The 22,536-nt window shown below is 64.5% G+C and carries 22 protein-coding genes and 1 pseudogene; 13 read left to right on the forward strand and 10 right to left on the reverse strand.

Annotated features, from left to right (window positions below; genetic code table 11):
- Window positions 1-248: 248 nt before the first annotated feature.
- Window positions 249-755 carry a hypothetical protein gene (locus CO675_RS38900; protein WP_097677163.1) on the reverse strand — a complete coding sequence of 169 codons (507 nt, stop codon included), beginning with the start codon at window positions 753-755 and terminating at the stop codon, window positions 249-251.
- 104 nt (window positions 756-859) lie between these two features.
- On the opposite strand from CO675_RS38900, the gene CO675_RS38905 reads away from it, so the two are divergent.
- On the forward strand, window positions 860-2,008 hold the full coding sequence (locus tag CO675_RS38905) for an alpha/beta fold hydrolase (RefSeq protein WP_097677178.1): 1,149 nt from the start codon (window positions 860-862) through the stop codon (window positions 2,006-2,008).
- Window positions 2,009-2,102: 94 nt separating this feature from the next.
- Window positions 2,103-2,465, forward strand: a complete 363-nt coding sequence (locus CO675_RS38910) for a hypothetical protein (RefSeq protein ID WP_097677164.1) — start codon at window positions 2,103-2,105, stop codon at window positions 2,463-2,465.
- A gap of 72 nt (window positions 2,466-2,537) precedes the next feature.
- Here CO675_RS38910 and CO675_RS38915 read toward each other — a convergent pair whose 3' ends face one another.
- Complete coding sequence (locus tag CO675_RS38915) at window positions 2,538-3,260, reverse strand: hypothetical protein (protein WP_097677165.1); 723 nt, start codon at window positions 3,258-3,260, stop codon at window positions 2,538-2,540.
- A gap of 166 nt (window positions 3,261-3,426) precedes the next feature.
- Between CO675_RS38915 and mbfA the strand changes: the two genes are divergently transcribed.
- The 4 genes and pseudogenes from mbfA to CO675_RS38935 all read left to right on the forward strand — a co-directional run bounded on the left by mbfA (window position 3,427) and on the right by CO675_RS38935 (window position 7,388).
- Window positions 3,427-4,398, forward strand: coding sequence for an iron exporter MbfA (gene mbfA / locus CO675_RS38920; RefSeq protein WP_097677166.1), 972 nt, complete (start codon window positions 3,427-3,429; stop codon window positions 4,396-4,398).
- Between the two features lie 19 nt (window positions 4,399-4,417).
- Window positions 4,418-5,284 carry a hypothetical protein gene (locus tag CO675_RS38925; RefSeq protein WP_245453090.1) on the forward strand — a complete coding sequence of 289 codons (867 nt, stop codon included), beginning with the start codon at window positions 4,418-4,420 and terminating at the stop codon, window positions 5,282-5,284.
- A gap of 158 nt (window positions 5,285-5,442) precedes the next feature.
- Window positions 5,443-6,915 (forward strand): annotated as a pseudogene (locus CO675_RS38930) (amidase).
- A 119-nt stretch (window positions 6,916-7,034) separates the two neighbouring features.
- A complete protein-coding gene (locus CO675_RS38935) occupies window positions 7,035-7,388 on the forward strand; it encodes a nuclear transport factor 2 family protein (protein WP_097677167.1) in 354 nt (117 codons plus the stop codon).
- 145 nt (window positions 7,389-7,533) lie between these two features.
- On the opposite strand, the gene CO675_RS38940 is transcribed toward CO675_RS38935, so the two are convergent.
- Both CO675_RS38940 and CO675_RS38945 read right to left on the reverse strand, forming a co-directional pair.
- Window positions 7,534-8,622: a Zn-dependent alcohol dehydrogenase gene (locus CO675_RS38940; protein ID WP_092119616.1), complete on the reverse strand. Its 1,089-nt coding sequence runs from the start codon at window positions 8,620-8,622 to the stop codon at window positions 7,534-7,536.
- 54 nt (window positions 8,623-8,676) lie between these two features.
- A complete protein-coding gene (locus CO675_RS38945) occupies window positions 8,677-10,455 on the reverse strand; it encodes an acyl-CoA dehydrogenase family protein (protein WP_097677168.1) in 1,779 nt (592 codons plus the stop codon).
- Between the two features lie 71 nt (window positions 10,456-10,526).
- Between CO675_RS38945 and CO675_RS38950 the strand changes: the two genes are divergently transcribed.
- Both CO675_RS38950 and CO675_RS38955 read left to right on the forward strand, forming a co-directional pair.
- Window positions 10,527-11,228 (forward strand): SDR family NAD(P)-dependent oxidoreductase, encoded by a 702-nt coding sequence (locus CO675_RS38950; protein WP_097677169.1) that lies wholly within the window; start codon window positions 10,527-10,529, stop codon window positions 11,226-11,228.
- A 163-nt stretch (window positions 11,229-11,391) separates the two neighbouring features.
- Window positions 11,392-12,222 (forward strand): enoyl-CoA hydratase, encoded by an 831-nt coding sequence (locus CO675_RS38955; protein ID WP_097677170.1) that lies wholly within the window; start codon window positions 11,392-11,394, stop codon window positions 12,220-12,222.
- 152 nt (window positions 12,223-12,374) lie between these two features.
- Here the strand turns inward: CO675_RS38955 and CO675_RS38960 are convergent, their stop codons facing one another.
- Complete coding sequence (locus CO675_RS38960) at window positions 12,375-12,998, reverse strand: GNAT family N-acetyltransferase (protein ID WP_097677171.1); 624 nt, start codon at window positions 12,996-12,998, stop codon at window positions 12,375-12,377.
- A gap of 70 nt (window positions 12,999-13,068) precedes the next feature.
- Entirely contained in the window at window positions 13,069-13,287 is a 219-nt protein-coding gene (locus CO675_RS38965; RefSeq protein WP_198964904.1) for a DUF1127 domain-containing protein, read from the reverse strand.
- 118 nt (window positions 13,288-13,405) lie between these two features.
- Between CO675_RS38965 and CO675_RS38970 the strand changes: the two genes are divergently transcribed.
- From CO675_RS38970 to tcuB, 4 genes are all read left to right on the forward strand, one after another.
- A complete protein-coding gene (locus CO675_RS38970; protein ID WP_097677172.1) occupies window positions 13,406-14,305 on the forward strand; it encodes a transcriptional regulator GcvA in 900 nt (299 codons plus the stop codon).
- Between the two features lie 176 nt (window positions 14,306-14,481).
- Window positions 14,482-15,810 (forward strand): MFS transporter, encoded by a 1,329-nt coding sequence (locus CO675_RS38975; RefSeq protein WP_198964905.1) that lies wholly within the window; start codon window positions 14,482-14,484, stop codon window positions 15,808-15,810.
- Window positions 15,811-15,888: 78 nt separating this feature from the next.
- Complete coding sequence (gene tcuA, locus CO675_RS38980; RefSeq protein WP_198964906.1) at window positions 15,889-17,289, forward strand: FAD-dependent tricarballylate dehydrogenase TcuA; 1,401 nt, start codon at window positions 15,889-15,891, stop codon at window positions 17,287-17,289.
- A 16-nt stretch (window positions 17,290-17,305) separates the two neighbouring features.
- Window positions 17,306-18,409 (forward strand): tricarballylate utilization 4Fe-4S protein TcuB, encoded by a 1,104-nt coding sequence (gene tcuB, locus CO675_RS38985; protein ID WP_097677174.1) that lies wholly within the window; start codon window positions 17,306-17,308, stop codon window positions 18,407-18,409.
- A 40-nt stretch (window positions 18,410-18,449) separates the two neighbouring features.
- Here the strand turns inward: tcuB and CO675_RS38990 are convergent, their stop codons facing one another.
- From CO675_RS38990 to CO675_RS39005, 4 genes are read right to left on the reverse strand one after another with little or no spacing between them, the layout of a single operon-like run.
- Window positions 18,450-19,025, reverse strand: a complete 576-nt coding sequence (locus CO675_RS38990; RefSeq protein ID WP_198964907.1) for a class I SAM-dependent methyltransferase — start codon at window positions 19,023-19,025, stop codon at window positions 18,450-18,452.
- Window positions 19,026-19,076: 51 nt separating this feature from the next.
- Window positions 19,077-19,490, reverse strand: coding sequence for a Rieske (2Fe-2S) protein (locus CO675_RS38995; protein ID WP_016846808.1), 414 nt, complete (start codon window positions 19,488-19,490; stop codon window positions 19,077-19,079).
- 1 nt (window position 19,491) lies between these two features.
- Window positions 19,492-20,601 carry an amidohydrolase family protein gene (locus CO675_RS39000; RefSeq protein WP_097677175.1) on the reverse strand — a complete coding sequence of 370 codons (1,110 nt, stop codon included), beginning with the start codon at window positions 20,599-20,601 and terminating at the stop codon, window positions 19,492-19,494.
- Window positions 20,598-21,674 carry an amidohydrolase family protein gene (locus CO675_RS39005; RefSeq protein ID WP_097677176.1) on the reverse strand — a complete coding sequence of 359 codons (1,077 nt, stop codon included), beginning with the start codon at window positions 21,672-21,674 and terminating at the stop codon, window positions 20,598-20,600. The genes CO675_RS39000 and CO675_RS39005 overlap by 4 nt, the downstream gene beginning before the upstream one ends.
- 183 nt (window positions 21,675-21,857) lie before the next feature.
- Here CO675_RS39005 and CO675_RS39010 point away from each other — a divergent pair, with 183 nt between their 5' ends.
- The gene (locus tag CO675_RS39010; RefSeq protein ID WP_097677177.1) at window positions 21,858-22,340 is read left to right on the forward strand and encodes a CinA family protein; all 483 of its coding nucleotides are present in this window, start codon (window positions 21,858-21,860) and stop codon (window positions 22,338-22,340) included.
- The last annotated feature ends 196 nt before the right edge of the window (window positions 22,341-22,536 follow it).

Below are 22,536 nucleotides of genomic sequence, written 5' to 3' on the forward strand. Positions count from 1 at the left end.
CTTCTCTCCGTGCTTGGCCATATGCGATAGCCCTACCTGGAGGGGGAGGGTCGGCTCACAGCGAGCGAAGCGAGATGTGAGCCGGGGTGGGGTGATCTCTCAACACGGGCAGCGCCCGATACGAGGGACCTTCACCCCACCTCGGTTCGCATTTCATGCGAACCGATCCTCCCCCTCCAGGGGAGGATGAAGACAACCGCGTGTCAGAGACCCGCCAAACCCCGCCACATCGCGGGTCATATCCAGCGCTACAAATCCTCCGCCGGTCCGCACGCCACCGACGCCGCGGCGCGCAGACGCAGTTGGCCGTGCTTGCCTGACGCCGTGGTGGTCCACTGCGCATCGATCTGCTGAAGATCCTCCGACAGCTTGCCGCGATGGCTGCCGTCGGTCTCGAACGCTCCGTTACCATCGGGCGATCGTTCGAAGATCTCGACCTCGAGATCGGTCAACCGGATGAACATCCGCACATCGATCTTGGTCACGTGACGGCCGACCTCATATGAACCGCAGCCGCGCGCTTCCGCGCTCTGCTCGTTCAGGGCCTGCACCTTGTCGAAGGTGATGACGACGTTCTGCACCGTGTTGTCGCCATCCCAGAGGAATTCGCCGATATAGGCGCGCGGCAATTTTTCGGTGAGCTCCTTGATATCGGCCGCCCGCGCCGCCGACGTCAGCAACAGGCCGGCGGCGACGAGTATCAGGCCGAGGCGCGACATCCAGCCGGGCAGCTCTGCAATCCTCGCGTGGCGCATGCGGTATGCATCCCGTGGCCAAAGTTGCTATCGTGAATCAATGACCGCCAGCATACAGCCAAATGCGCTGGTTGTGCGGCGATGCCCAACAGGTGATCTGCACGATGGAAACGCTCCCCGACGTCCCGCTCCCCTACGCCATCCGCTCGCGTTATGTCGACGGGATCAACGGCCTGCGCATGCATGTGCTGGAGGCAGGCTTCGAAACGTCCGGCCGGCCTTGCCTGTTGCTGCTGCACGGTTTTCCCGAGCTGGCGTTCTCCTGGCGCAAGGTGATGCCCAAGCTCGCCGCGGCCGGCTATCACGTGATCGCGCCGGACCAGCGCGGCTATGGCCGCACGTCCGGCTGGAGTGCGGAATATGACGGAGACCTCGGCGCGTTCCGCCTGCCCAATCTGGTGCGCGATGCGCTCGGGCTGGTCGCAGCGTTCGGCTACCGGCATGTCGATGCCGTGATAGGGCATGATTTCGGCTCGTCGGTCGCGGCATGGTGTGCGCTGATCCGCCCCGACGTATTCCGCGCGGTCGTGATGATGAGTGCGCCGTTTGCGGGGCCGCCGTCGCTGCCGTTCAACATCGCGAGCGAACCGGTGAAGCCCGCGAGCGAAGACCCCGTGCATCGCGAGCTGGCGTCGCTGCCGCGGCCGCGCAAGCATTACCAATGGTACTATTCGACGCGCCCGGCCAATGCCGACATGCATCATGCGCCACAGGGCGTGCACGACTTCCTGCGCGCCTATTATCATCACAAGAGTGCGGACTGGAAGGACAACAGGCCGTATCCGCTGCAATCCTGGTCGGCGGGCGAACTCGCCAAGCTGCCGACTTATTATGTGATGGATCTCGCCAAGGACATGGCCGCGACGGTCGCCGAAGAAATGCCGTCGCGCGAGGCGATTGCCGCCAACACATGGTTGCCGGATAGCGACCTCGCCTATTACAGCGCCGAGTATCAGCGCACAGGATTCCAGGGCGGGCTGCAATGGTATCGCTGCGGTACATCAGGCGCGTTCACGGCGGAATTGCAGACCTGGAGCGGCCGCAGCATCGACCAACCGTCCGCGTTCATCTCTGGCAAGCAGGATTGGGGCACCTATCAGCGGCCGGGCGTGTTCGAGGCGATGCAGACCAGGGCCTGTACCAAAATGATCGGTTGCGATCTGGTCGACGGCGCCGGTCACTGGGTGCAGCAGGAACAGCCGGACGAAGTGAGCCGGTTGCTGCTTCAGTTCCTGGCGCGTGCAGCGCAATAGGACATTGTCCTGGAAATATCCGGGAACATTCCGTGGAACCTGGCGTTGCGGTCAGTCGGCTCTGCGTCCGGCGACCTGATCATGAGGAGAGACCATGGAAAAGAAGATTGCCGGACTGCTGGGAGCCGTCGCATCGCTTGGCGCGTTCGGCGCTGCCCAAGCCGCGCCGGCGCCAACAGACGTTCTGCAGGCGAATTCCTACGCCGAGCTGCTGCAGCCGATCCCGGACGCCTCAGCAAAGCTGCAGGCGATCGACGAGACTGCGCCGCAGCAGGCCCGCGACGACGTTCAGCTCGCGCAGTTCTATCATCACCATCATCATCACCACCATCACCATCATCACGGCTACTATCGCCGCTATGAGGGCCCCGTGGTCGTGGTGCCGCGCTATCGGCGCTACCATCATCACCATCATCACCATCATCATCACCACAGCTTCTACCGGCGCGATTACTGAGCGGCGGCAGTTTGGTGATGCGACAGCGGGGCCCTCGGGCCCCGTTTTCCTTGCCCATGATGCGGCGCCGCCTCAGTCCTGACGCGCCTTCTCCTTTGCGGCGCGGTGGAGATGGCGGTAGGTGCCGTCGAACACCGTATCGGTCGACGAGGTCCATTCGGTGCCGGCGGCGAGTTTCGGCCGGCTGTTGTAGATGCGGCGCGCCTGCAGCTCGCGTTCGGCAGCCTCCTCCTCGCCCATCGGCTCGAGCTGAAAGTTCGCCTCCTCCGGGATCACGATGATCTGCGCGAACGGTTCGTTCGGCCGGAAGATGTGCGTGCGCCCTTCGGCCGGCGCCTTGAACACGCAGAAGAACATCATCGGCCACCAGTTGCGGATCAGCGCCGGGACGGCGATCGGCACGCTGTCGGTGCGGTCGGTGTAGAAGCGCGGATGCGGCTCGGTACGGATCGCCATGCCCTGTTCGACCTTGAGGTCGAGCAGGATCTGGTAGGTGTAGAACGTGGTGCCGAAATTACGGAACGGTGGCCACTGCACTCCGCTGTCCGGCGGCTCGCCCCAATCCGCATCGAGGTGCAACTGGCCATCCCGCGTGGTGACGTGCAGCTCGAAGTCGTAAGGGTAGAACAGTTCGATGCCGTATTGCGCGCCCTCCGAGAACGGCACGCAATGCCAAACCTGCTCGCGCGAGCCGTCGGCGCGCGGCTCGCGTCGACCCGCCCAGCCCGGGATCTCGAGTTTGGTTCGCCGCGGCGCCAGGCGCGGATCGTTCAGGCGAAATTTGACGGTGTCCATAACATCTCCGCTCGTGAGCAGCCGGAACTCGAACGAGCACGGCAACCTCTGGTTCCCTTGATCGTGATCATGAACAGCTCGGGGCGCAGCATTACAGATTGACCCGAGTGCAAGGTAGCAATATTAGAATTATTCTAATTCTAAACTTTGTAACCAAGGCGTTGCCGTGAAGAATTTCGCCGATTTGACCGAGCGCGAGGTGCTGGCGGTCGCGATTGCCTCCGAGGAGGAAGACAGCCGGATCTACATGTCCTTTGCCGAGGACCTCACCGAACGCTATCCAGATACCGCAAAGATCTTCGAGGAGATGGCGGAGGAAGAGCGCGGCCATCGCCATCGGCTGCTCGAAACCTACGAGCAGCGCTTCGGCCCGCACCTGCCGCCGATCCGACGCGAGGACGTCAAAGGCTTTCTGCGCCGGCGTCCGATCTGGCTGACCAAGAACCTGCCGCTCGACACCATCCGCAAGGAAGTCGAGACCATGGAGCTGGAGGCCGAGCGCTTCTATGCCCGCGCCGCCGAAAAGGCCGAGGATGTCGGCGTGCGCCGGCTGCTCGGCGATCTCGCCGAAGAGGAGAAGGGCCACGAGAAGCTCGCGGTCCGCCTGACCGGCGAGATCCTCAAGCCCGATGTGCGCGCGGAGGAAGACCGCACGCGGCGGCGGATGTTCGTGCTGCAATATGTGCAGCCGGGTCTCGCCGGATTGATGGACGGCTCGGTCTCGACCTTGGCTCCGCTGTTCGCCGCCGCCTTCGCCACGCATCACAACTGGCAGACGTTTCTGGTCGGCCTCGCCGCCTCGATCGGCGCCGGCATCAGCATGGGCTTTGCCGAGGCGCTGTCCGACGACGGCTCGCTGACCGGGCGCGGTTCGCCCTGGCTGCGCGGCATCACCTGCGGATTGATGACGACACTCGGCGGCCTCGGCCACACCATTCCCTATCTGGTGCCCGACGCCTGGCCGAACGCATTCTGGATCGCGACCGCGATCGCCGGGATCGTGGTGTTCTTCGAATTGTGGGCGATCGCCTTCATCCGTTCGCGTTACATGGACACGCCGTTCCTGCAGGCGGTGTTCCAGATCGTGCTCGGCGGCGCAATCGTGCTCGCGGTCGGCATATTGATCGGCGCGGCGTAGCGCGGAATCGAGGTATCCGATGTGCCTTCTCCGCAAACATCACGTTCTGGCCGGCACAGCATTGACCATGCTGGGCGCGCTCGGATGCAGCGGTCGCGCGCAGGCGACCGACGAGATCCAGGTCTACAATGCCGGCATCGCGGCGGTCGGCCAGTTCACCATCCAGCAGCACCTCAACTATGTCGGCATCGGCCAGAAGGACCCACCCTTCCCCGGCGGCTTTCCGTCCAACCACAGCCTCAACGGCACGCCGGAGTTTGCCTACGGCATGACCGACTGGTGGGAGCTCGGGCTCTATCTGCCGTTTGCCGTGCAAGACCGGCAATTCCTGTCCGACGCCTTCAAGCTGCGCACGCTGTTCGTCTCGCCGAACGCCGACAAGCGCAATTTGTTCTACGGCATCAATTTCGAGCTGAGCTACGAGATGCCGAAATTCGCGCAGACCCGCTGGGGTCTGGAGATTCGGCCGATCATCGGCGTACGCAACGCGGATTATGAATTCATCGTCAACCCGATCGTCGACGTCGGCTTCGGCAAATATGGCGAGGCGGATTTCGCGCCCGCCGCGCGCGTGGCGCGCAAGCTGAAGGACGATGTGTATGTCGGCCTCGAATACTACGCCGATTTCGGCAAGATCGGCGCCTTCAGCCCGCTCGCCGAGCAGCAGCACACATTGTTCGCCGTGACCGACTTCAAGGTAGGCGATGTCGATATCGACTTCGGCGTCGGCTACGGCCTGACGCGAGCATCGGACCGGCTCGTCGTCAAGACCATCATCGGATACGCCTTCCCGGTGCCCGGGACCAAGGAAAGCAGCGAACGAGCCAGCGCGAGCGGCCCCAGCAATCCCATGGCGCACCTGTCGGCGCGCAGCACGCCTTACTAGGCGCGCGTCGGGTTCGCCCGCTCACGCAGAGCCCGATGATCACGATCGCGTTAGACGATACGTGACGTGGAGGTTGCGCGAGCGCAATTGCTATCAAGCCGGTCTTGCCCGCCCGCTCCATTCTGCGCATGATCGCCGCCAAAGTCAGGGAGCACGCCGTGGCCAAATCGCAATACAGTTTCAAGACCGCCGTCGAACTGTCGAAAGCCCTGCGCGACAAGCAGGTCTCCGCCGTCGAGCTCGCGGAAGACGCGATCGGCCGCATCGAGCGCCACGACGGCAAGGTCAACGCGATTTGCGTGCGCGATTTCGAGCGCGGGCTCGCTGCGGCCCGCGCCGCGGACGCTGCCATCGCGCGCGGCGAGCACAGGCCGCTGCTTGGCATTCCCATGACGGTGAAGGAATCCTTCAACGTCGCGGGACTGCCGACCACCTGGGGCTTCCCGCCGCAAAAGGATTTTGTGCCGGCTGAGGACGCGCTCTCGATTACGCGGGTGAAGGACGCCGGCGGCGTCATCCTCGGCAAGACCAACGTGCCGGTCGCCCTCGCCGACTGGCAGAGCTACAACGAGATCTACGGCACCACCAACAACCCTTACGACCTCGGCCGCACGCCCGGCGGCTCGTCCGGCGGATCGTCGGCCGCGCTCGCCGCGGGCTACGGCGCACTATCGCTCGGCTCCGACATCGGCGGCTCGCTGCGCGTGCCGGGATTCCACTGCGGCGTCTACGCGCACAAGCCGACCTTCAATCTGCTGGCGTCGCGCGGTCACACCGCGCCGCCGGCGCCGCCGCTGATCTATGAGCGCGACCTTGCGGTGATCGGCCCGATGGCGCGTGGCGCGGCCGATCTCGCACTGCTGCTCGACGTGATGGCCGGCCCCGACCCGCTCGACGCCGGCAAGGCCTACCGCCTCGAGCTGCCCGCGGCGCGCCACACGAGCCTGAAGGATTTCCGCATCCTCGTCATCGACACCGATCCGGTGCTGCCGACCGACAGGGCGGTTCGCGGCAGCATCGACAAGCTCGCCAGCAATCTCGACAAGGCAGGCGCGAAGGTATCGCGTTCGAGCCCGCTGCTGCCGGATTTCGCGGCCTCCTCGCGGCTCTATATGCGGATGCTGCTGTCGTTCCTCGCGGCGAGCTTCCCGGCGGAGGTCTATGCCGGTGCCTGCGCGGCGGCGGCCGCGCTGCCGGCCGGCGATAACAGCCTGGGGGCCTAGCGGTTGCGCGGCATCGCGCTCAGCCATCGCGACTGGGTGCAGGCGACCTATGCCCGCGCGCGGCTGCGCGCGCAATGGCGCGAGCTGTTCAAATCGTTCGACGCCGTGATCTGTCCGATCATGCCGACGCCAGCCTATCCGCACGATCATTCACCCGACCAGGAGCAGCGGCGAATCCTGATCGACGGCGAGCCGCACGTTTACACCGACCAGCTCGCCTGGCCTGGCATCGCGACCCTGCCCGGCCTGCCTTCGACCGCGATCCCGACCGGCTTCGCACCCGACGGATTGCCGGTCGGCGTGCAGATCGTCGGTCCCATGCTGGAAGACCGCACGCCGCTCAAGCTCGCCGAGCTGATCGAGCGCGAGTTCGGCGGCTTCGTGCCGCCGAAGATGTTCGACGATTAGGTGGGTCGCTGTCGTCATTGCGAGCGAAGCGAAGCAATCCATATGTCAACGCGCGGAACGATGGATTGCTTCGTCGCTCCGCTCTCGCAATGACGAGATGAGAAGCCGGGAGGAAACCAATGAGCAACGACCTCGAAGAGCTGACAAGGCTCAACAAGGATTACGTCGACTCGGTTCAGAACTGCGACGTCAAGCGCTTCGACGAAATCCTGGCGCAGGACTTCTACTGCACCAATCCCGACAAGAGCCTGGTCGACCGCGCCGCCTTCCTGAAGCAGACGGCGATCCCGGTGAAGATCAAGGGGTTGAAGGCCGAGGACGTCAAGATCCGCATCCTCGGCGATTTCGCCATCATCCACGCCCAGACCAGCTACACCGGCGCGGACGGTGAGCCCGCGCACGGCCGCTACACCGATTGCTGGGCGAGGCAGAACGGCAAATGGCTCGCAGTGTCTGCGCACGTCGCGCGGTAGGCTGGACACACCCCCAACCGTCGTCCCGGCGCAGGCCGGGACCCATAACCACCGCTGTTTGTGGTGAGCAAAGAAAGTCGTCCAGCCACGCGCCCAAAGCAAGGCCGCGGCGTGTGGGTCCCGGCCTGCGCCGGGACGACGACAACTAGCTGTCGAACATGATCACGCTGCGCAGGGTCTTGCCGGCTTTCATGTTGGCGAAGCCCTCGTTGATCTCGCTGAGCTTCAGCTTGGCCGAGATCCAGTCCTCGAGATGCAGCTTGCCGCGCATGTAGAAGTCGACGAGGCGCGGCATGTCGACGCGGAAATGGTTCGACCCCATCGACGAGCCCTGGATGCGGCGCTCGCGCAAGAAGTCGAAACCGTGCAGCTCGATCTTCTGGCCGAACGGGATCATGCCCACGATGGTCGCGGTGCCGCCCGCCGCCAGCATGGCGAAGGCCTGCTCGGCGGTCTCCTTGCGGCCGAGTACCTCGAAGGAGTGATGCACGCCGCCGCCGGTGAGCTCACGCACCTGCTGGACCACGTCGCCGCGCGCGGGATCGACGATGTCGGTGGCGCCAAGCTTGGTCGCGAGTTGCAGCTTCGCCGGATTGGTGTCGATCGCGATAATGCGGCCGGCGCCGGCGATCTGCGCGCCGTTGATCGCGGCCATGCCGACGCCGCCGCAGCCGATCACGGCCACGGTCTCGCCGGCGGTCACCTTCGCGGTGTTCACCACGGCGCCATAGCCGGTGATGACGCCGCAGCCGATCAGCGCGGCGAGATCGAGCGGCATCTCCTTCTTGATCTTCACGATCGCGTTCTCGTGCACCAGCATCTGCTCGGCAAAGGATGACAGGTTGAGGAACTGGTTGAGCTTCTCCTTCCGGCCCCACGACAGGCGGTTGGAGGCGCCGGGCAGCATCTTCACCGTGGTGTCGGTGCACAGCACGGTGCGGCCGGTGGTGCAATTGTCGCAGGTGCCGCAGAACACCGAGAGACACGTGACGACGTGATCGCCCGGCTTCACGTAATTGACGTCGGAGCCGACCTTCTCGACCACACCGGCCGATTCATGGCCGAGCACCGCCGGCAGCGGATGCGGATAGAGGCCTTCCATGAAATGCAGGTCAGAATGGCAGAGACCCGCTACCGCGGTGCGGATCAGGACCTCGCGCGGCCCCGGATTGGGTACGCTGACATCCTCGATCACCAGCGGCTGATTGACTTCATGCAGGACGGCGGCCTTCATCGGGGTCTCCCTTGGCGTTTCTATTTTGATTAAGCGTTGCGCTCGCGCGGCAGACTACGCCGCGACGAGCAATTCGCCAACCTCGGCCATGCCGACGGCACGATCGCCGAGCAGGTGCTCGGTCATTCTGCGCTGGACGGTATTTTCCGCAAGCCGGAACGGATCGCCCGGCATCACGCGGTGATCGATCACCATCCGCGACAGCAGCAGCCGGCGCGCATCGCCACGCATCTCGTGAATGCGACCGCCTTCCCACGCCAGCGCCACTGCACTCGCGACGTGATAGAGCAGGCTGGTGGCGCGCCGGGCATCGCCCTCATTGTCGGTACGGCTTGCGACTTCGCGCGCAAACCCGATCGCACGGTCGCCGAGATCGCGCAGCCGGTTGCGCCAGGCCTGCGGCACGTCCGGGCTGTCGTCGAGCCGCGCATGCAGATCGGCGGCGAGCGCATTGTCGGCGCCATGACGCCCGACCGCACGCTTCAGCGCATCGATCGCGACGATATTGCCGGTACCCTCCCAGATCGAGCCGAGATGCGCATCGCGCAGCAGCCGCGGCGTGACGAATTCCTCGATGTAGCCGATGCCGCCGCGCATCTCCATCGCGTCGCCGCAGACCTTTCGGGCATCACGGGTAGCGCGGAATTTCAATGTCGGCGTCAGGATGCGCAGCAGCGCCGCGGCGTCCTGGCTGCCGGCCTCGGCGCGGTCGAGCGCATCGGCAGTCAAAAAGCTCATCGACAGCGCCTGCTCGGTCGGCAGCATGATCTTCATCAGTTGGCGCCGCGCCAGCGGCAGGTCGATGATCCGTTGGCCGAACACCACGCGGCCCCTCGCGACGGTGATCGCGTCATGCCAGGCGCGGCGCATCAACGCGGTCGACTTCACGCCGTTGGAGAGCCGCGACGAGTTGACCATCTCGGCCATCTGCACGAAGCCGCGGTCCAGCTTGCCGACGGCATAGGCGATCGCGCCGTCGAACTTGATCTCGCCCGAGGCCATCGAACGGGTGCCGAGCTTGTCCTTGAGGCGCACGATCCGGTAGTGGTTCTGCGACCCGTCGTCGAGGAAGCGCGGCATCAGGAACAGGCCGACACCTTTTGTGCCCGGCCCTGCGCCCTCGGGGCGCGCCAGCAGCATCACCACCTTGGCGTCGGCGTTCGAGCAGAACCACTTCTCGCCATAGAGCCGCCAGTGGTCGCCTTCCTGCACGGCGCGCGTGGTCAGCGTGCCGACGTCCGAGCCGCCTTCCTTCTCGGTCATGAACTGGCCGCCCTGCGTGAGCTTGCTCATGTCGGTCTGGGTCAAGCCGTCGAGATATTTCGCCTTCAATGCCTCGCTGCCGAAATTCGCCAGCAGCTTGGCGCAACCGTCGGTGACGTTGATCGGGCAGCCCATGCCGAATTCGGTCTGGTTGAACAGGAAGGTGAAGGCGTGCTTGGCGACCACGGGATATTTGTCGGGCCAGCCCATGATGCCCTTGCGGATCGACAGCGCGTGAATGCCGAACTCGCCGAACGCAGCCTTTTCGATCTCGCGATAGGCCGGATGATATTCGATTGTCTGCACGTCGCGGCCGAACTTGTCGCGCTGGTGCAGCACCGGCGTATGCCGGTCGGCAAGCCGCGCACATTCGTCGAGGTAGCCGCCAGCCAAACCACCGAGCCGGTCGAGATGCGGCTCGATGTGGCGGAACAACGCCTCGGGCAGATGCAATTTGAGAAGATCGGTCAGCGCTGGATCGGCCCGGTAGAAATTCATTCCCGTCGTATCGGGCGCCAACAGGCCCGGCTGGCTGGCGGACGTCTTCGGATCCTGCTTGTGCGGCTGCATTGAATTCCCGGCTGCGGTGCTCATTTGTTTGGGCACGACTATCCTCCTCCGGCCGAGCAAAGGAAAGCCCAATGGATATTCCGAAGTACAAGATCGCCCTGATCGTCGGCGCCGGCGAGGGCCTCAGCGCCTCGCTGACGCGGTTATTTTCGCGGGAGGGAATTCGCGTGGCGCTGGGCGCGCGCAGCATCGAGAAGCTCGGCGCGCTCTGCAACGAGACCGGCGCCCGCGCCTATGCTTGCGACGCCACCAAGGTCGAGGATGTCGAACGCCTGTTCGGCCTGGTCGAGCGCGAGATCGGAACACCGGACCTCGTGGTCTACAACGCCTCCGGCCGCAGCCGCGGTCCGTTCGTTGAACTCGTCCCTTCCGAGGTCGAGCAGGCGATCGCGGTCTCGGCGTTCGGCGGTTTCCTGGTGGCGCAGGAGGCGGCGAAACGCATGCTGCCCAACAAGAAGGGCGCGATCCTGTTCACCGGCGCCTCCGCCAGCGTCAAGGGCTATGCGCAATCGGCGCCGTTCGCGATGGGCAAGTTCGCATTGCGCGGGCTGGCGCAGAGCATGGCGCGCGAATTGTCGCCGCAGGGTATCCATGTCGCGCATTTCGTGATCGACGGCGGCATCCGCAGCGCCGCGCGCATCGAGCCCGCCGACCGCCCGGATTCGATGCTCGATCCCGACGCCATCGCGTTGAGCTACTGGAACGTGCTTCAACAGCCGCGCAGCGCCTGGACCTGGGAGCTGGAATTGCGGCCCTGGGTTGAGAAGTTTTGAGATGACGGAGATCATGCAAGCGGCGTAACGTCGGCGACAACCATCCGCCGCATCCGTCATTGCGAGCGGAGCGAAGCAATCCACGCCACCACGAACGGCGAAATGGATTGCTTCGGCGCTTCGCTTCTCGCAATGACCGCAAGAACCGACCTCGGGAGGAAACATGACCGCTGAAATCAAGATCGAGACCGGCACCGACGAACTGCTCTGCGTGATCCGCGACCGCGTTGCGGTCATCACGCTGAACCGCCCGGATGCCCGCAACTCGCTGTCGGACACGCTGACGCCGGCGCTGCGCACGATGATCCGGACCTGCGGCGAGAACCCCGAGGTCGGCGTGCTGCTCGTCACCGGTGCCGGCAAGGCGTTCTGCGCCGGCGGCAACGTCAAGGGCATGGGCGCCAATCGCGACCCGAAGAAGCTCGAAATGTCCTATGAGGACAAGGTCGCCGACCTGCAGGAGCGCCAGCGCCTGCTCACCGGCGCGCTGGCCTCGGTGCGCAAGCCGACCATCGCCGCGCTGCCTGGACCTGCGGTCGGCGCCGGCCTTGCGATCGCGATGGCCTGCGACATCAGGATCGCGGCGCAATCCGCCTTCATCTCGACCGGCTATCTGCGCGTGGCGCTGAGCGGCGACTACGGCATGGCCTGGCTGCTGACGCGCCTGGTCGGCACCTCGCGCGCCCGCGAGCTGATGTTCACGTCCGAGAAGGTCGATGCCACCAGGTGCGAGCGGATCGGCCTCGTCAACCGCGTGGTACCGGACGAGACCTTGCAGGACGAGGCGTTCGCGCTGGCGAGGTCGATGGCCGAAGGCCCGACGCTGGCGCTGCGCTACATGAAGGACAATCTCGACGAGGCGCTGCAATTCGACTTCGCCACCGCGCGCGACCACGAGGCCGAGCGGCTGATCCGCCTCACCACGACGGCCGATCACAAGGAAGCGGTGCAGGCCTTCATCGAGAAGCGCAAGCCGGTGTTTAGAGGCAATTGAGCGCGTAGCGCCCTTCAAGTCACCTCTCCCCTTGTGGGAGGCGAAACAAGCGCGTAGCCCGGATGGAGCGCAGCGAAATCCGGGCTACAGGTTCCGAGCAAACAAAAAGAAAAGGGCCCGGTTCTGGAGGGGCCAGAACCGGGCCTAGTCAGTCAAACCGCAAGCGAGGACATCGTGGCCAAGCGGGAAGTGGCGGCGAGCCGCCAGCTGGCACAGGGAATGTCTTGCGGTTCGACGTGGATCTCTTTCGCAAAGCGCACCAGCTTCCAATCGCCGGGGCTTTGGGTAAAGGCGTAATCAGACTTGCGGGCGAGCCCGATCATTGCCGCATTGGAGCGCAGCGTGTCGCCGAAGATGCGCTCGGCTCCGAAGGACGCCGCGCGGCATTCGAGATTCTTCAACAGCGCCTTGCCAATGCCGTGGCCCTGCCACCGGTCATCGATCGACAGGCCGAACTCGACGCTCGACGTATCGGCATGGAAGGCGTAGCGGGCTTCGCCGACGATGGTCTCAAAACCATCGACCAGCATCGTCGCGACCACCGTGAACCGGTCAGCCTCGCCGACGTGAATAAAGCGCTCGAGCTCCATCTTCGGCAGCTCGCTCAGTGCACCCAGGAAGCGATTGTAACGGGACCCGGCGGAGAGCGAGCGGATGTAATTCTGCAGCTCTTCGCGGTCGCGCGGCTCGACGAAGCGCACCTTGATCTCGCTGCCGTTCTTGGCGCGCAGCACATCAGAGTATTGCTTGAGATCGTCGAGATGCAGCGCAGTCATGGCACGCCCCGCGGGGTGAAGAATTGGCCGGCGCCCCTCGATCGAGGCGGCGCCGGCGATGGCGTCCTTCTCAGGCCCGCCAGAACGGCTTGTCGGTTTCGAAAACGATGTCGCTGCGGGACATGCCGATGTCGTGCAGGTCGCGCTCGGTCCACTGCGACAGCTCGCGGCGGCGCTCATAACGATCCCACCAGACATGCAGGGTCTCGCCGACCTGGTTCAACAGCCCCGATGCGTGATGATCTGGCGTATGATGATTTGTCATCGATTCATGGGTGAAAATGGACATCTGCGGCTCCTATCGGTAACCTGTTGGCGGTAATATCTGAGCTATTCGGTCGGTTCACAAACGACACTTTGTACCGCTTCGCATGAATTAAAGTCATGCATTTGGAGGCCATTCCGAGATGACCAGCCGCCTGCCTTCGTTGAACGGCCTGAGGGCGTTCGAGGCCGCCGCGCGGCACATGAGCTTCACGGTCGCGGCGTCCGAATTGAACGTGACGCAGACCGCGATCAGCCATCAGATCCGGCGCCTCGAGGAAGAGCTCGGCGTTCGTCTGTTCGTCCGCCAGAACCGCTCCTTGAGCCTGACGCCGGAGGCCGCCGAATACCTTCCCGGCGTCCGCGCCGCCTTCAACGACCTCAGGCTCGCGACCGACCGGCTGCTGCGCCGGGACGACGATCACGTGCTGACCGTCTCGACACTGGCATCGCTCGCCGCCAAATGGCTGCTGCCGCGGCTGTCGGCGTTCCAGGAAGCGCATTCAGGCATCGATGTCCACATCACCACCTCGACCAGCCTGGTCGACTTCCAGCGCGACACGGTCGATGCGGCGATCCGCTATGGCCGCGGACAATGGGCCGGCCTGCGCTCGGACTGGCTGATGGCGGACGAACTGTTTCCGGTGTGCAGTCCATCGCTGCTGGATGGAACCAGGCCGCTGAAATGCCCTGAAGACCTCAGGGACCATGTCCTGCTGCACACCAGCAACGCCAACAGCGACGACTGGCGGCTGTGGCTGACCGCGGCCGGACTGCCGACCGACATCTCCAAACAGCCGGGGGTGACCTTCGACCTGCTGTTCGTGACGATCCAGGCTGCGATCGACGGCATCGGCATCGCGATGGGCCGCACCTCCTATGTGCAGGACGACATCGCCAAGGGCCGCCTCGTGGTTCCCTTCAGGATCGCGCTGCCCGCCGACGCCGGCTTCTATCTGGTCACGCCGCAGGGACGCGCCGATTCACCGAAGCTCTCTGCATTCCGCTCCTGGCTCGGCGCTGCGGCACATACGTCGCCTTGATGCTGCCCACGGCCGCGTCAGCAAATTCCACCTACGGCTTTTTTCCAATGGCGGCGGCGTGATTTCGGGTTGGTCGCGCCGGACAGCCGTGCCAAATTGCCGCATATGGCAGTTAACTGCCTTGGCCGGCGAGACAATTTGCGCCGGCCTTTGTGTCACGGGGAGGAATGGGCGTTATGTCGCAGTCGAGTTCATCGCAAGTCCCGCAGATCAAGTCGCGTCTTGGCGCCATCCTGCGCGCGACCAGCGGCAATTTCCTCGAGCAATTCGACTTCTTCCTGTTCGGCTTCTATGCGCAGGACATCGCGAAAGCATTCTTCCCCGCCCAGAACGAGACTGCAGCGCTGCTCAATGCGTATGGCGTGTTCTGGCTCGGCGCGCTGATGCGTCCCGTAGGCGCAATCGTGCTTGGCTCGTACATCGATCGCATCGGCCGCCGCCAGGGCCTGATCGTGACGCTCGCGCTGATGGCGCTGGGCACGGTCGTGATCGCCTTCTGCCCGTCCTACGCATCGATCGGCATTGCCGCAACGATCATCGTGCTGATTGGCCGGCTGATCCAGGGCTTCTCCGCCGGCGTCGAGCTGGGCGGCGTCTCCGTTTATCTCTCCGAAATCGCAACACCCGGTAACCGCGGCTTCTACACCTCGTTTCAATCTTCCAGCCAGCAGGTCGCGATCTTCGTTGCAGCCGTGATCGGCTTCGTCCTGAGGGAGGCGATTCCCGGCGACACCTTCCTGGATGCGATCGGCGGTGGCGTCGCCAAATGGCGCATCCCGTTCTTCATCGGATGCCTCATCATTCCCGTGATCTTCATGTTGCGGCGTTCGCTCGAGGAAACGCCGGCCTTCCTGGCCATGAAAAAGCATCCGACGCCAAGCGAGGTGTTCGCCTCGGCGATCGAGAACTGGCGCATCGTCATCCTCGGCATGATGATCGCGGTGTTGACCACCACGACGTTCTATTTCATCACCGTGTATGCGCCCGGCTTCGGCAAGGAGCTGCACCTTTCGGCCTCCGGGACGCTGCTGGTGACCCTGCTCGTCGCGGTGACGAATTTCATCTGGAATCCGGTCGGCGGCGCGCTGTCCGACCGGATCGGCCGCAAGCCGGTGCTGATCGCGATCGCGAGCCTGTCGTTCGTGACCGCCTACCCGGCCCTGTCGTGGCTCTCGCATGAGCCCACGCTTGGAAAACTGCTGGCCGTGCAGATGATGTTCTCGTTCTACTTTGGCGTCTACAGCGGCACGATGCTGGGATGCCTGGTCGAGATCGTGCCGGCGCATGTCCGCACCACCTGCTTCTCGATCGCGTTCGCGTTGGCGGCGGGCATATTCGGCACGTCGACTCCCTTCGTCGCGACCAAGCTGATCGCCATGACCGGGCAGGACAAGGCCTCGCCGGCGTACTGGCTGATGTTCGGCGCGGTTCTCGGCATCATCGCCGCGCTGATCGTCTATCGTGGCGGCCAGACCATCGAGCAGCGCGAGACGGTCGCGGCGTAATTGGCATATGCATTCGGGGCAGGCCGATCGCCTGCCCCGACATGTTGCTTTCCATGCGAACAACGATAACAAGAGCGCATGGTTGATCTGACGCGCAGGTTCGACGTCCTGGTGATCGGCGGCGGCAACGCCGCGCTCTGCGCTGCGATCAGCGCACGGCGCGCCGGCGCCTCCGTGCTGGTGCTGGAAGGCGCCCCGAAATTCTACCGCGGCGGCAACACCCGCCACACCCGCAACATGCGCTGCGCCCATGACGCGGCGACCGAGATCCTCACCGGTCCCTACACCGAGGAGGAGTTCTGGAAGGATTTGCTGCTGGTGACCGGCGGCCAGACCGACGAGGAACTGGCCCGCTTCATGATCCACGAGTCCAAGGACATATTGAACTGGATCGTCGAGCAGGGCGTGCGCTGGCAGCCCTCGCTCGGCGGTACGCTCAGCCTTGGCCGCACCAACTCATTCTTCCTCGGCGGCGGCCGCGCGATGTTGAACGCGCTCTATCGCACCGCCGAGGAGCTCGGCGTCGACGTCCTCTACGATGCCGAGGTGATCGATCTGAAAATCGAGGACGGCATGTTCCTGTCGGCGCAGCTGAAGCAGCCGGTCGGCGGCAGGACCGAGGTGCGCGCCTCGACGCTGGTCGCGGCGGCCGGCGGCTTCGAGGCCAATATCGAGTGGCTGAAGCAATATTGGGGCGAGGCGGCCGACAATTTCCTGATCCGCGGCACCCCCTATAACCGCGGCGCGATCCTCAAGATGCTGCTGGCGAAGGGCGTGCAGGAGATCGGCGATCCCACCCAGTGCCATGCGGTGGCGATCGATGCCCGTGCGCCGAAATTCGACGGCGGCATCATCACCCGCCACGACTCGGTCGTGTTCGGCATCGTCGTCAACAAGCACGCCGAGCGCTTCTACGACGAAGGCGAGGACATCTGGCCGAAGCGCTATGCGATCTGGGGCCGCCTGGTCGCGGCGCAGCCGGACCAGATCGCCTACATCATCTTCGACTCGACCGTCGTGACCAGCTTCATGCCGACGCTGTTTCCGCCGATCGCGGGCGCGACGATCGCCGAGCTCGCCGGCAAGCTCGAGCTCGATCCGGCCGCGCTGGAAAAGACCATCACGGATTTCAACGCCGCGGTGCAGCCCGGCACGTTCGACCACACCATGCTCGACGACTGTGCTACCCAAGGCATCACGCCACCGAAGACGCATTGGGCGCGCAGGATCGACACACCGCCTTACCTCGCCTATCCGGTGCGGCCCGGCATCACCTTCACCTATCTCGGCACCCGCGTGAACAAGCAGTCGCGGATGCTGATGAAGGACGGCAAGCCGTCCGCCAACATGTTCGCCGCCGGCGAGATCATGGCCGGCAACGTGCTCGGCAAGGGCTACGCCGCCGGCATCGGCATGACCATCGGCAGCGTGTTCGGCCGCGTCGCCGGGCGGGAAGCGGCGAAGAATGCGCGGAACTGAAGGCGGGACTGACGAGATGCACGGGACGAGGATCTTGCAGGAAGCCGACCGTCTGATGACGGTGTGCAATTCCTGTCGCTATTGCGAGGGCCTGTGCGCGGTGTTTCCCGCGATGGAGATGCGCCGTGCCTTCTCCGACGGCGACCTCAACTATCTCGCCAATCTCTGCCATGCCTGTGGCGCCTGCTACACCGACTGCCAGTTCTCGCCGCCGCACGAATTCAACGTCAACGTGCCGAAGACGCTGGCGGTGGCGCGCGCCGAATCCTATGCCGCCCATGCCTGGCCGCGGGCCTTTGCGGGCGCGTTCGCGCGCAACGGCCTCGTCATCAGCCTGATCGCAGCAATCAGCGTCGCCACCTTCATCTTCGGCTTCGCCGCGGTCAACGACCGCGGCGTGCTCACCGGCATCCACACCGGGCCCGGCGCGTTCTACAAACTGATGCCGCACAACGCGATGGCGCTGCTGTTCGGCGCCGCCCTGCTCTACGCGATCCTCGCGCTGGTGATGGGCGTGCGGGCGCTCTGGCGCGATATCGGCGAGCCCGTCGGCATGAAGACCAATGCAAAAGCGCTGTTGCGGGCGATCCGCGAGGCCGGCGAGTTGCGCTATCTCGACGGCGGCGGCGTCGGCTGCTTCAACGAGAACGATCACCCGACCGACCGCCGCAAGCTGTATCATCACTTCACCTTCTACGGCTTTGCGCTGTGCTTCGCCGCCACCTGCGTCGGCACGCTGTACCACTATCTGCTGGCGCGCGAGGCGCCCTATGCGTGGTGGGACCTGCCCGTGGTGCTCGGCACGCTCGGTGGCATCGGCCTCGTGGTCGGCCCGATCGGGCTGCTCAGCGAGAAATGGAAACGCGACCGCGTGCTGGTCGATGCGCAGCAGATGGGCATGGACACCGCATTCATCCTGATGCTGTTCCTGACCAGCATCACCGGTCTTGCCTTGCTGCTCTGGCGCGAAAGCGCCGCGATGGGCCCGCTGCTGGCACTGCATCTCGGCGTGGTGTTCGCGCTGTTCATCACCATGCCCTACGGAAAGTTCGTGCATGGCATCTACCGCTTCGTCGCGCTGGTGCGCTACGCACGGGAACGGCAGATGATGGCGGAATGAATGGCGGGCAACGTAGGGTGGGTTTGCGCACCCGACGATCTCATGCTCCGTCAGGCTTTGTCGCCAGAGCACAGAACCACTCGTCCGTCTCCACGAGGCTAGCGTTCGTAAAGCCAGCGACCGCGAGCTTTTCCACCACCTCGCCCCTCGGCTGCCCGGAATGGCGCGTAAAGCCGAGGGCGATCCGACCTCCCGGTTTCATCACGCGCTGGATCTCTCGCAGTCCGGCCATGGCATCCGGCCAAACCTGCATCGAGTTGATCGCGAGCGCCCGATCGAAGCTGTCTGCATCGAACGGCAGGTGTTCAACCGATCCAAGCCGCAGGTCGAGGCGACCATCCTGGACTGCGGCCGCGTTCCGTGAGCGAGCTTGCTGAACCATCTCCTGTGACAGATCAACGCCCGCAACGCGTCCCGCCGGCACCAATTTGGACAAGCGTTGAATGACGACGCCAGGACCGAACCCGATTTCGAGCACGCGGTCATCCGGTTCGACCTCGAGGCGTTCCGTAACCCACTCGCCGCAGTCGGCATTCATGCGCGCCATGATCATGCCGCCCACCTTGCCCAGCAGACCCCGAGGGCGCCCAAACGCGCGCAGGAAAATGCTTCGCATGAGGCTCACCGCTTGCCATCTCCGGTGAACAGGATTGCGGGATGATCGCGGCTACAGATCCACCACCACGTAGTCGCTTTCCACCGCGACCTTGATGGTCTCGGCGACATACGGCCCCTTCACCACATTGGTGCCCGGCTCGACGCTGACCGGATAGGCGCGAACGCGGAAACGGCGCGGGTCGCAATAGGACTGGCCGGTGCGGATGTCGAACTCCCAGCCGTGCCAGGGACAGCGCAGGATCTCACCGAGCTTGGTGTATTCAATCTCGCCGGGGTCAGACGACGAGGCGAGCCCGATCAGCGGCCCCTCGCACAGCGCCGCGCCCTGATGCGGGCAGCGGTTCAGCAGGCCGAAGAACTCGCCCTTGACGTTGAAGACGGCGATCGGCCGTCCATCGATCTCGAGGAATTTTCGCGATCCCGGCGGCAGTTCGTCCACCGGGGCAATCACATGACGCGCCATCTTAGGAGATACCGTACAGCTGCTTCGCATTGTCGAGATAGAACGCCTGGCGGTTGGCGTCGCTGACGCCGGCCGGCAGCACCCGCGACGGCTCGTCGTAATCCCAGTGCGGGTAGTCGGTTGCAAACAGCAGCTTGTCCCAGCCGATCCACTCGATGGTCTGGAACAGATGGTCGCGGCTCTCCGGATCCTCCATCGGCTGCGTCGTCCACCAGATGTGATCGCGGATATACTCGGACGGCTTGCGCTTCAGGTGCGGCACCTCGGCGTGCAGGCGCGCAAACACCTTGTCGAGCCGCCACGCCAGCGACGGCGCCCAGCCGAACCCGGCCTCGACCATCACCATCTTCAGTTTCGGGAAGCGTTCGAACACGCCCTCGAGCACGAGGCTCGCCAGCGCGGTCTGCTGGCATTGCGAATGCCCGACCATCTCCTCGATGTAATAGCTCGGCCAGCCCGACGCGGTGATCGGATTACCGCCGAAGCCGAAGGCGTGCACGCCGATCGGCAACCCCACCTCCTGCGCCGCCTCATAGATCGGCCAGTAGCGGCGCTGGCCGAGCGGCTCGACATTGCGGCTCAGCAGCAGCACCTGGACGAAATTCCTGTCGCCTGCGCGCCTGCGGATTTCGGCCGCGGCCGACACGCCGTCTTCATTGGCGACGACGACCGAGCCCTTGAGGCGTGAATCCTTGCTGGTCCATTTCTCGATCTGCCAGTCGTTGATCGCCGCGCAGATCGCACCGGCGAGATCCTGGTTGCGGATGCCCTGCCCGGTGTTGAGCGGGTTGAGCACGCCGAGCGCGACATTGTTGGGATCGAGATGCTGCTTCTGCATGAAGGACAGCGACGAGCCCTGCGGCCCGCCTTCCGGCGGATAGGCATCGCGGCGCGAGGCATTCGGCTGCGCCTTCGGATAGGGCGGCCCTTCCATCATGCCCTGATAGGGATGGACGCCGAAGGTTTCGAGATGGCTGTGCCAGCGCTTGGCGAGATAAGGATGCAGCTCGTCCTTGGTCGCGCGTGCCGGATGGATGTCGCAATCGGCGATCGCGGTCTTGATGCCGGCTGACGCAGTCCCCTCGGGACGTTCCCGAATCTGGATGTTCATCGCACCGTCTCCTTCACCTGCAAGCGCGGATAAGTCGCGTGCGGATTGTCGATCATGATCTTGCGGACCAGATCCTGCGACAACCCCTTCGGCAGCACCTCGTCGCCATCGAACTGCCAATGCGGGTAGTCGGTCGAGAATAGGATCAATTCGTCCGACTGCATATGGTCGAACAGCCGGTTCAAGGTGTCTCCTTCCGGCGGCGCGTCGACCGGCTGAAGCGAGAAACGGATGTTGCTGCGCACAATCTCCAGCGGCGAGCGGTCGACCCACGGCGTCTCCATGCGTACGCCGCGCCAGAACTTGTGCAGCCGCCACAGGAACGGCGGCAGCCAGGTGAACCCGGACTCCAGCATCACCATTTTCAGGTTCGGATGGCGCGCGAACACGCCCTCGACGATCAGGCTGGTGAGCTGGGTCTGGAATGCCTGCGCCTGCGCGACATAGTCCTCGATGTGATAGGAGCCCCAGCCGACCGAGGTCGGCGGATTGTGATAGGCACTGCCGGCATGGATGCCGATCGGCAGGCCGAGTCGTTCAGCCGCGGCGTAGATCGGCCAGTAGTGACGCTTGCCGAGCGGCATGTCGCCCATCACGAGCATCAGCACCTGCACGAAGCGCTTGTCCTGCGCGCAGCGCTCGATTTCAGCGACCGCCTTGTCGATGCTCTGCACGGCGATCACGATCGAGCCGCGCAGGCGACCGTCCTTGTCGAGCCATTCCTTGACCAGCCAGTCGTTCAGCGCGCGGCAGAACGCATCGGCCATGTCCTCGGAGAACACCATCTGCACGCCATAAAGCGGGTTGCAGATGCCAAAGGCGGTGCCGAACGGATCGAGCGCCTGGCGCTGCATGTCGGCAAGGCTCGAGCCCGGCTTGCCTTGAGCAGGCCGCCAGTCCGGCCGCGAGGCGATCGGCGAGTTGGTCGGATAGGATTGCGAGATCAGATCCGTCATGCCGCGCGTCGTCACCTGGTCGCGCCAGTAGTCGTTCATGTACGGCAGCAGGCTGGTAAGGTGCGGCACGGCGGGATGCAGATCGCAATCCACGCCACCCGCAATCGGCGACGTCATGATGTTTCCTCCGCGCACGCTCTCGCAACAAATGTCGGGGCGACGCATGGTTGTTATCGGCATTCAAGCAGCCCGGACCGCGGTCCGCAACTCGGCAGAGGCCGATGTGGTGTGCTAGGAAGGCAGGACGCCCCACGGGATTTTCATGGCAGTTGTCATGAGCAGCAACGAGAAAGAGCGCCGATGAACCCACTCACATCCATCGCGGAACAAGTCGCCGCAAAGCTGATCGCGAACAAGCAGACGATTGCGGTCGCGGAATCATCGGCCGGCGGACTGATCTCGGCATCGCTGCTGGCAGTGCCCGGCGCGTCGGCCTATTTCCTCGGCGGCGGCGTGATCTACACCCGCGACGCACGGCGCGCGCTGATGGATATTTCCGACGATGCGATGCGCGGCCTCCGTTCATCATCGGAACCCTATGCGCAGTTGCTGGCGCGCCAGATCCGCGAGCGCCTCTCGACCGACTGGGGCTTGTCGGAGACCGGCGCCGCGGGCCCGACCGGCAACCGCTACGGCGACGCCGCCGGCCATAGCTGCATGGCAGTCGCAGGCCCCCGGCAGCAGGTGATCACGCTGGAGACCGCCAGCGGCGACCGGCAGGCCAACATGCAGGCGTTCGCTAAGGCTGCGCTGGAGCTGTTGTTGAGGAATCTGTCGCGGTAATGGTCCCACACGCGCCGCATTCGGCGATGTCGGATCATCGATCTATCCCCCGTCATCCTGAGGAGCGCGAAGCGCGTCTCGAAGGATCGACGGCCACCAGGGGGGCCGTGCATCCTTCGAGACGCCTGCTGCGCAGGCTCCTTAGAGTCTGACTCAAAATGAGCTGAGGATATTCAGGGCATAGCGAGACGTCTGG

The organism is Bradyrhizobium sp. C9, from assembly GCF_002532045.1.
Taxonomy (GTDB): Bacteria; Pseudomonadota; Alphaproteobacteria; order Rhizobiales; family Xanthobacteraceae; genus Bradyrhizobium.

Coding starts and splice junctions, on each gene's coding strand:
- CO675_RS38905 (WP_097677178.1), top strand. CDS start 860: ATGGAAACGCTCCCCGACGTCCCGCTCCCCTACGCCATCCGCTCGCGT.
- CO675_RS38950 (WP_097677169.1), top strand. CDS start 10,527: ATGGATATTCCGAAGTACAAGATCGCCCTGATCGTCGGCGCCGGCGAG.
- CO675_RS38995 (WP_016846808.1), bottom strand. CDS start 19,490: ATGGCGCGTCATGTGATTGCCCCGGTGGACGAACTGCCGCCGGGATCG.
- CO675_RS38915 (WP_097677165.1), bottom strand. CDS start 3,260: ATGGACACCGTCAAATTTCGCCTGAACGATCCGCGCCTGGCGCCGCGG.
- CO675_RS38975 (WP_198964905.1), top strand. CDS start 14,482: ATGTCGCAGTCGAGTTCATCGCAAGTCCCGCAGATCAAGTCGCGTCTT.
- CO675_RS38970 (WP_097677172.1), top strand. CDS start 13,406: ATGACCAGCCGCCTGCCTTCGTTGAACGGCCTGAGGGCGTTCGAGGCC.
- CO675_RS38900 (WP_097677163.1), bottom strand. CDS start 755: ATGCGCCACGCGAGGATTGCAGAGCTGCCCGGCTGGATGTCGCGCCTC.
- CO675_RS38945 (WP_097677168.1), bottom strand. CDS start 10,455: ATGCAGCCGCACAAGCAGGATCCGAAGACGTCCGCCAGCCAGCCGGGC.
- CO675_RS38955 (WP_097677170.1), top strand. CDS start 11,392: ATGACCGCTGAAATCAAGATCGAGACCGGCACCGACGAACTGCTCTGC.
- tcuA (WP_198964906.1), top strand. CDS start 15,889: ATGGTTGATCTGACGCGCAGGTTCGACGTCCTGGTGATCGGCGGCGGC.
- CO675_RS39010 (WP_097677177.1), top strand. CDS start 21,858: ATGAACCCACTCACATCCATCGCGGAACAAGTCGCCGCAAAGCTGATC.
- tcuB (WP_097677174.1), top strand. CDS start 17,306: ATGCACGGGACGAGGATCTTGCAGGAAGCCGACCGTCTGATGACGGTG.
- CO675_RS38965 (WP_198964904.1), bottom strand. CDS start 13,287: ATGTCCATTTTCACCCATGAATCGATGACAAATCATCATACGCCAGAT.
- CO675_RS39005 (WP_097677176.1), bottom strand. CDS start 21,674: ATGACGTCGCCGATTGCGGGTGGCGTGGATTGCGATCTGCATCCCGCC.
- CO675_RS38960 (WP_097677171.1), bottom strand. CDS start 12,998: ATGACTGCGCTGCATCTCGACGATCTCAAGCAATACTCTGATGTGCTG.
- CO675_RS38925 (WP_245453090.1), top strand. CDS start 4,418: ATGTGCCTTCTCCGCAAACATCACGTTCTGGCCGGCACAGCATTGACC.
- CO675_RS38940 (WP_092119616.1), bottom strand. CDS start 8,622: ATGAAGGCCGCCGTCCTGCATGAAGTCAATCAGCCGCTGGTGATCGAG.
- CO675_RS38910 (WP_097677164.1), top strand. CDS start 2,103: ATGGAAAAGAAGATTGCCGGACTGCTGGGAGCCGTCGCATCGCTTGGC.
- CO675_RS38990 (WP_198964907.1), bottom strand. CDS start 19,025: ATGCGAAGCATTTTCCTGCGCGCGTTTGGGCGCCCTCGGGGTCTGCTG.
- CO675_RS38935 (WP_097677167.1), top strand. CDS start 7,035: ATGAGCAACGACCTCGAAGAGCTGACAAGGCTCAACAAGGATTACGTC.
- CO675_RS39000 (WP_097677175.1), bottom strand. CDS start 20,601: ATGAACATCCAGATTCGGGAACGTCCCGAGGGGACTGCGTCAGCCGGC.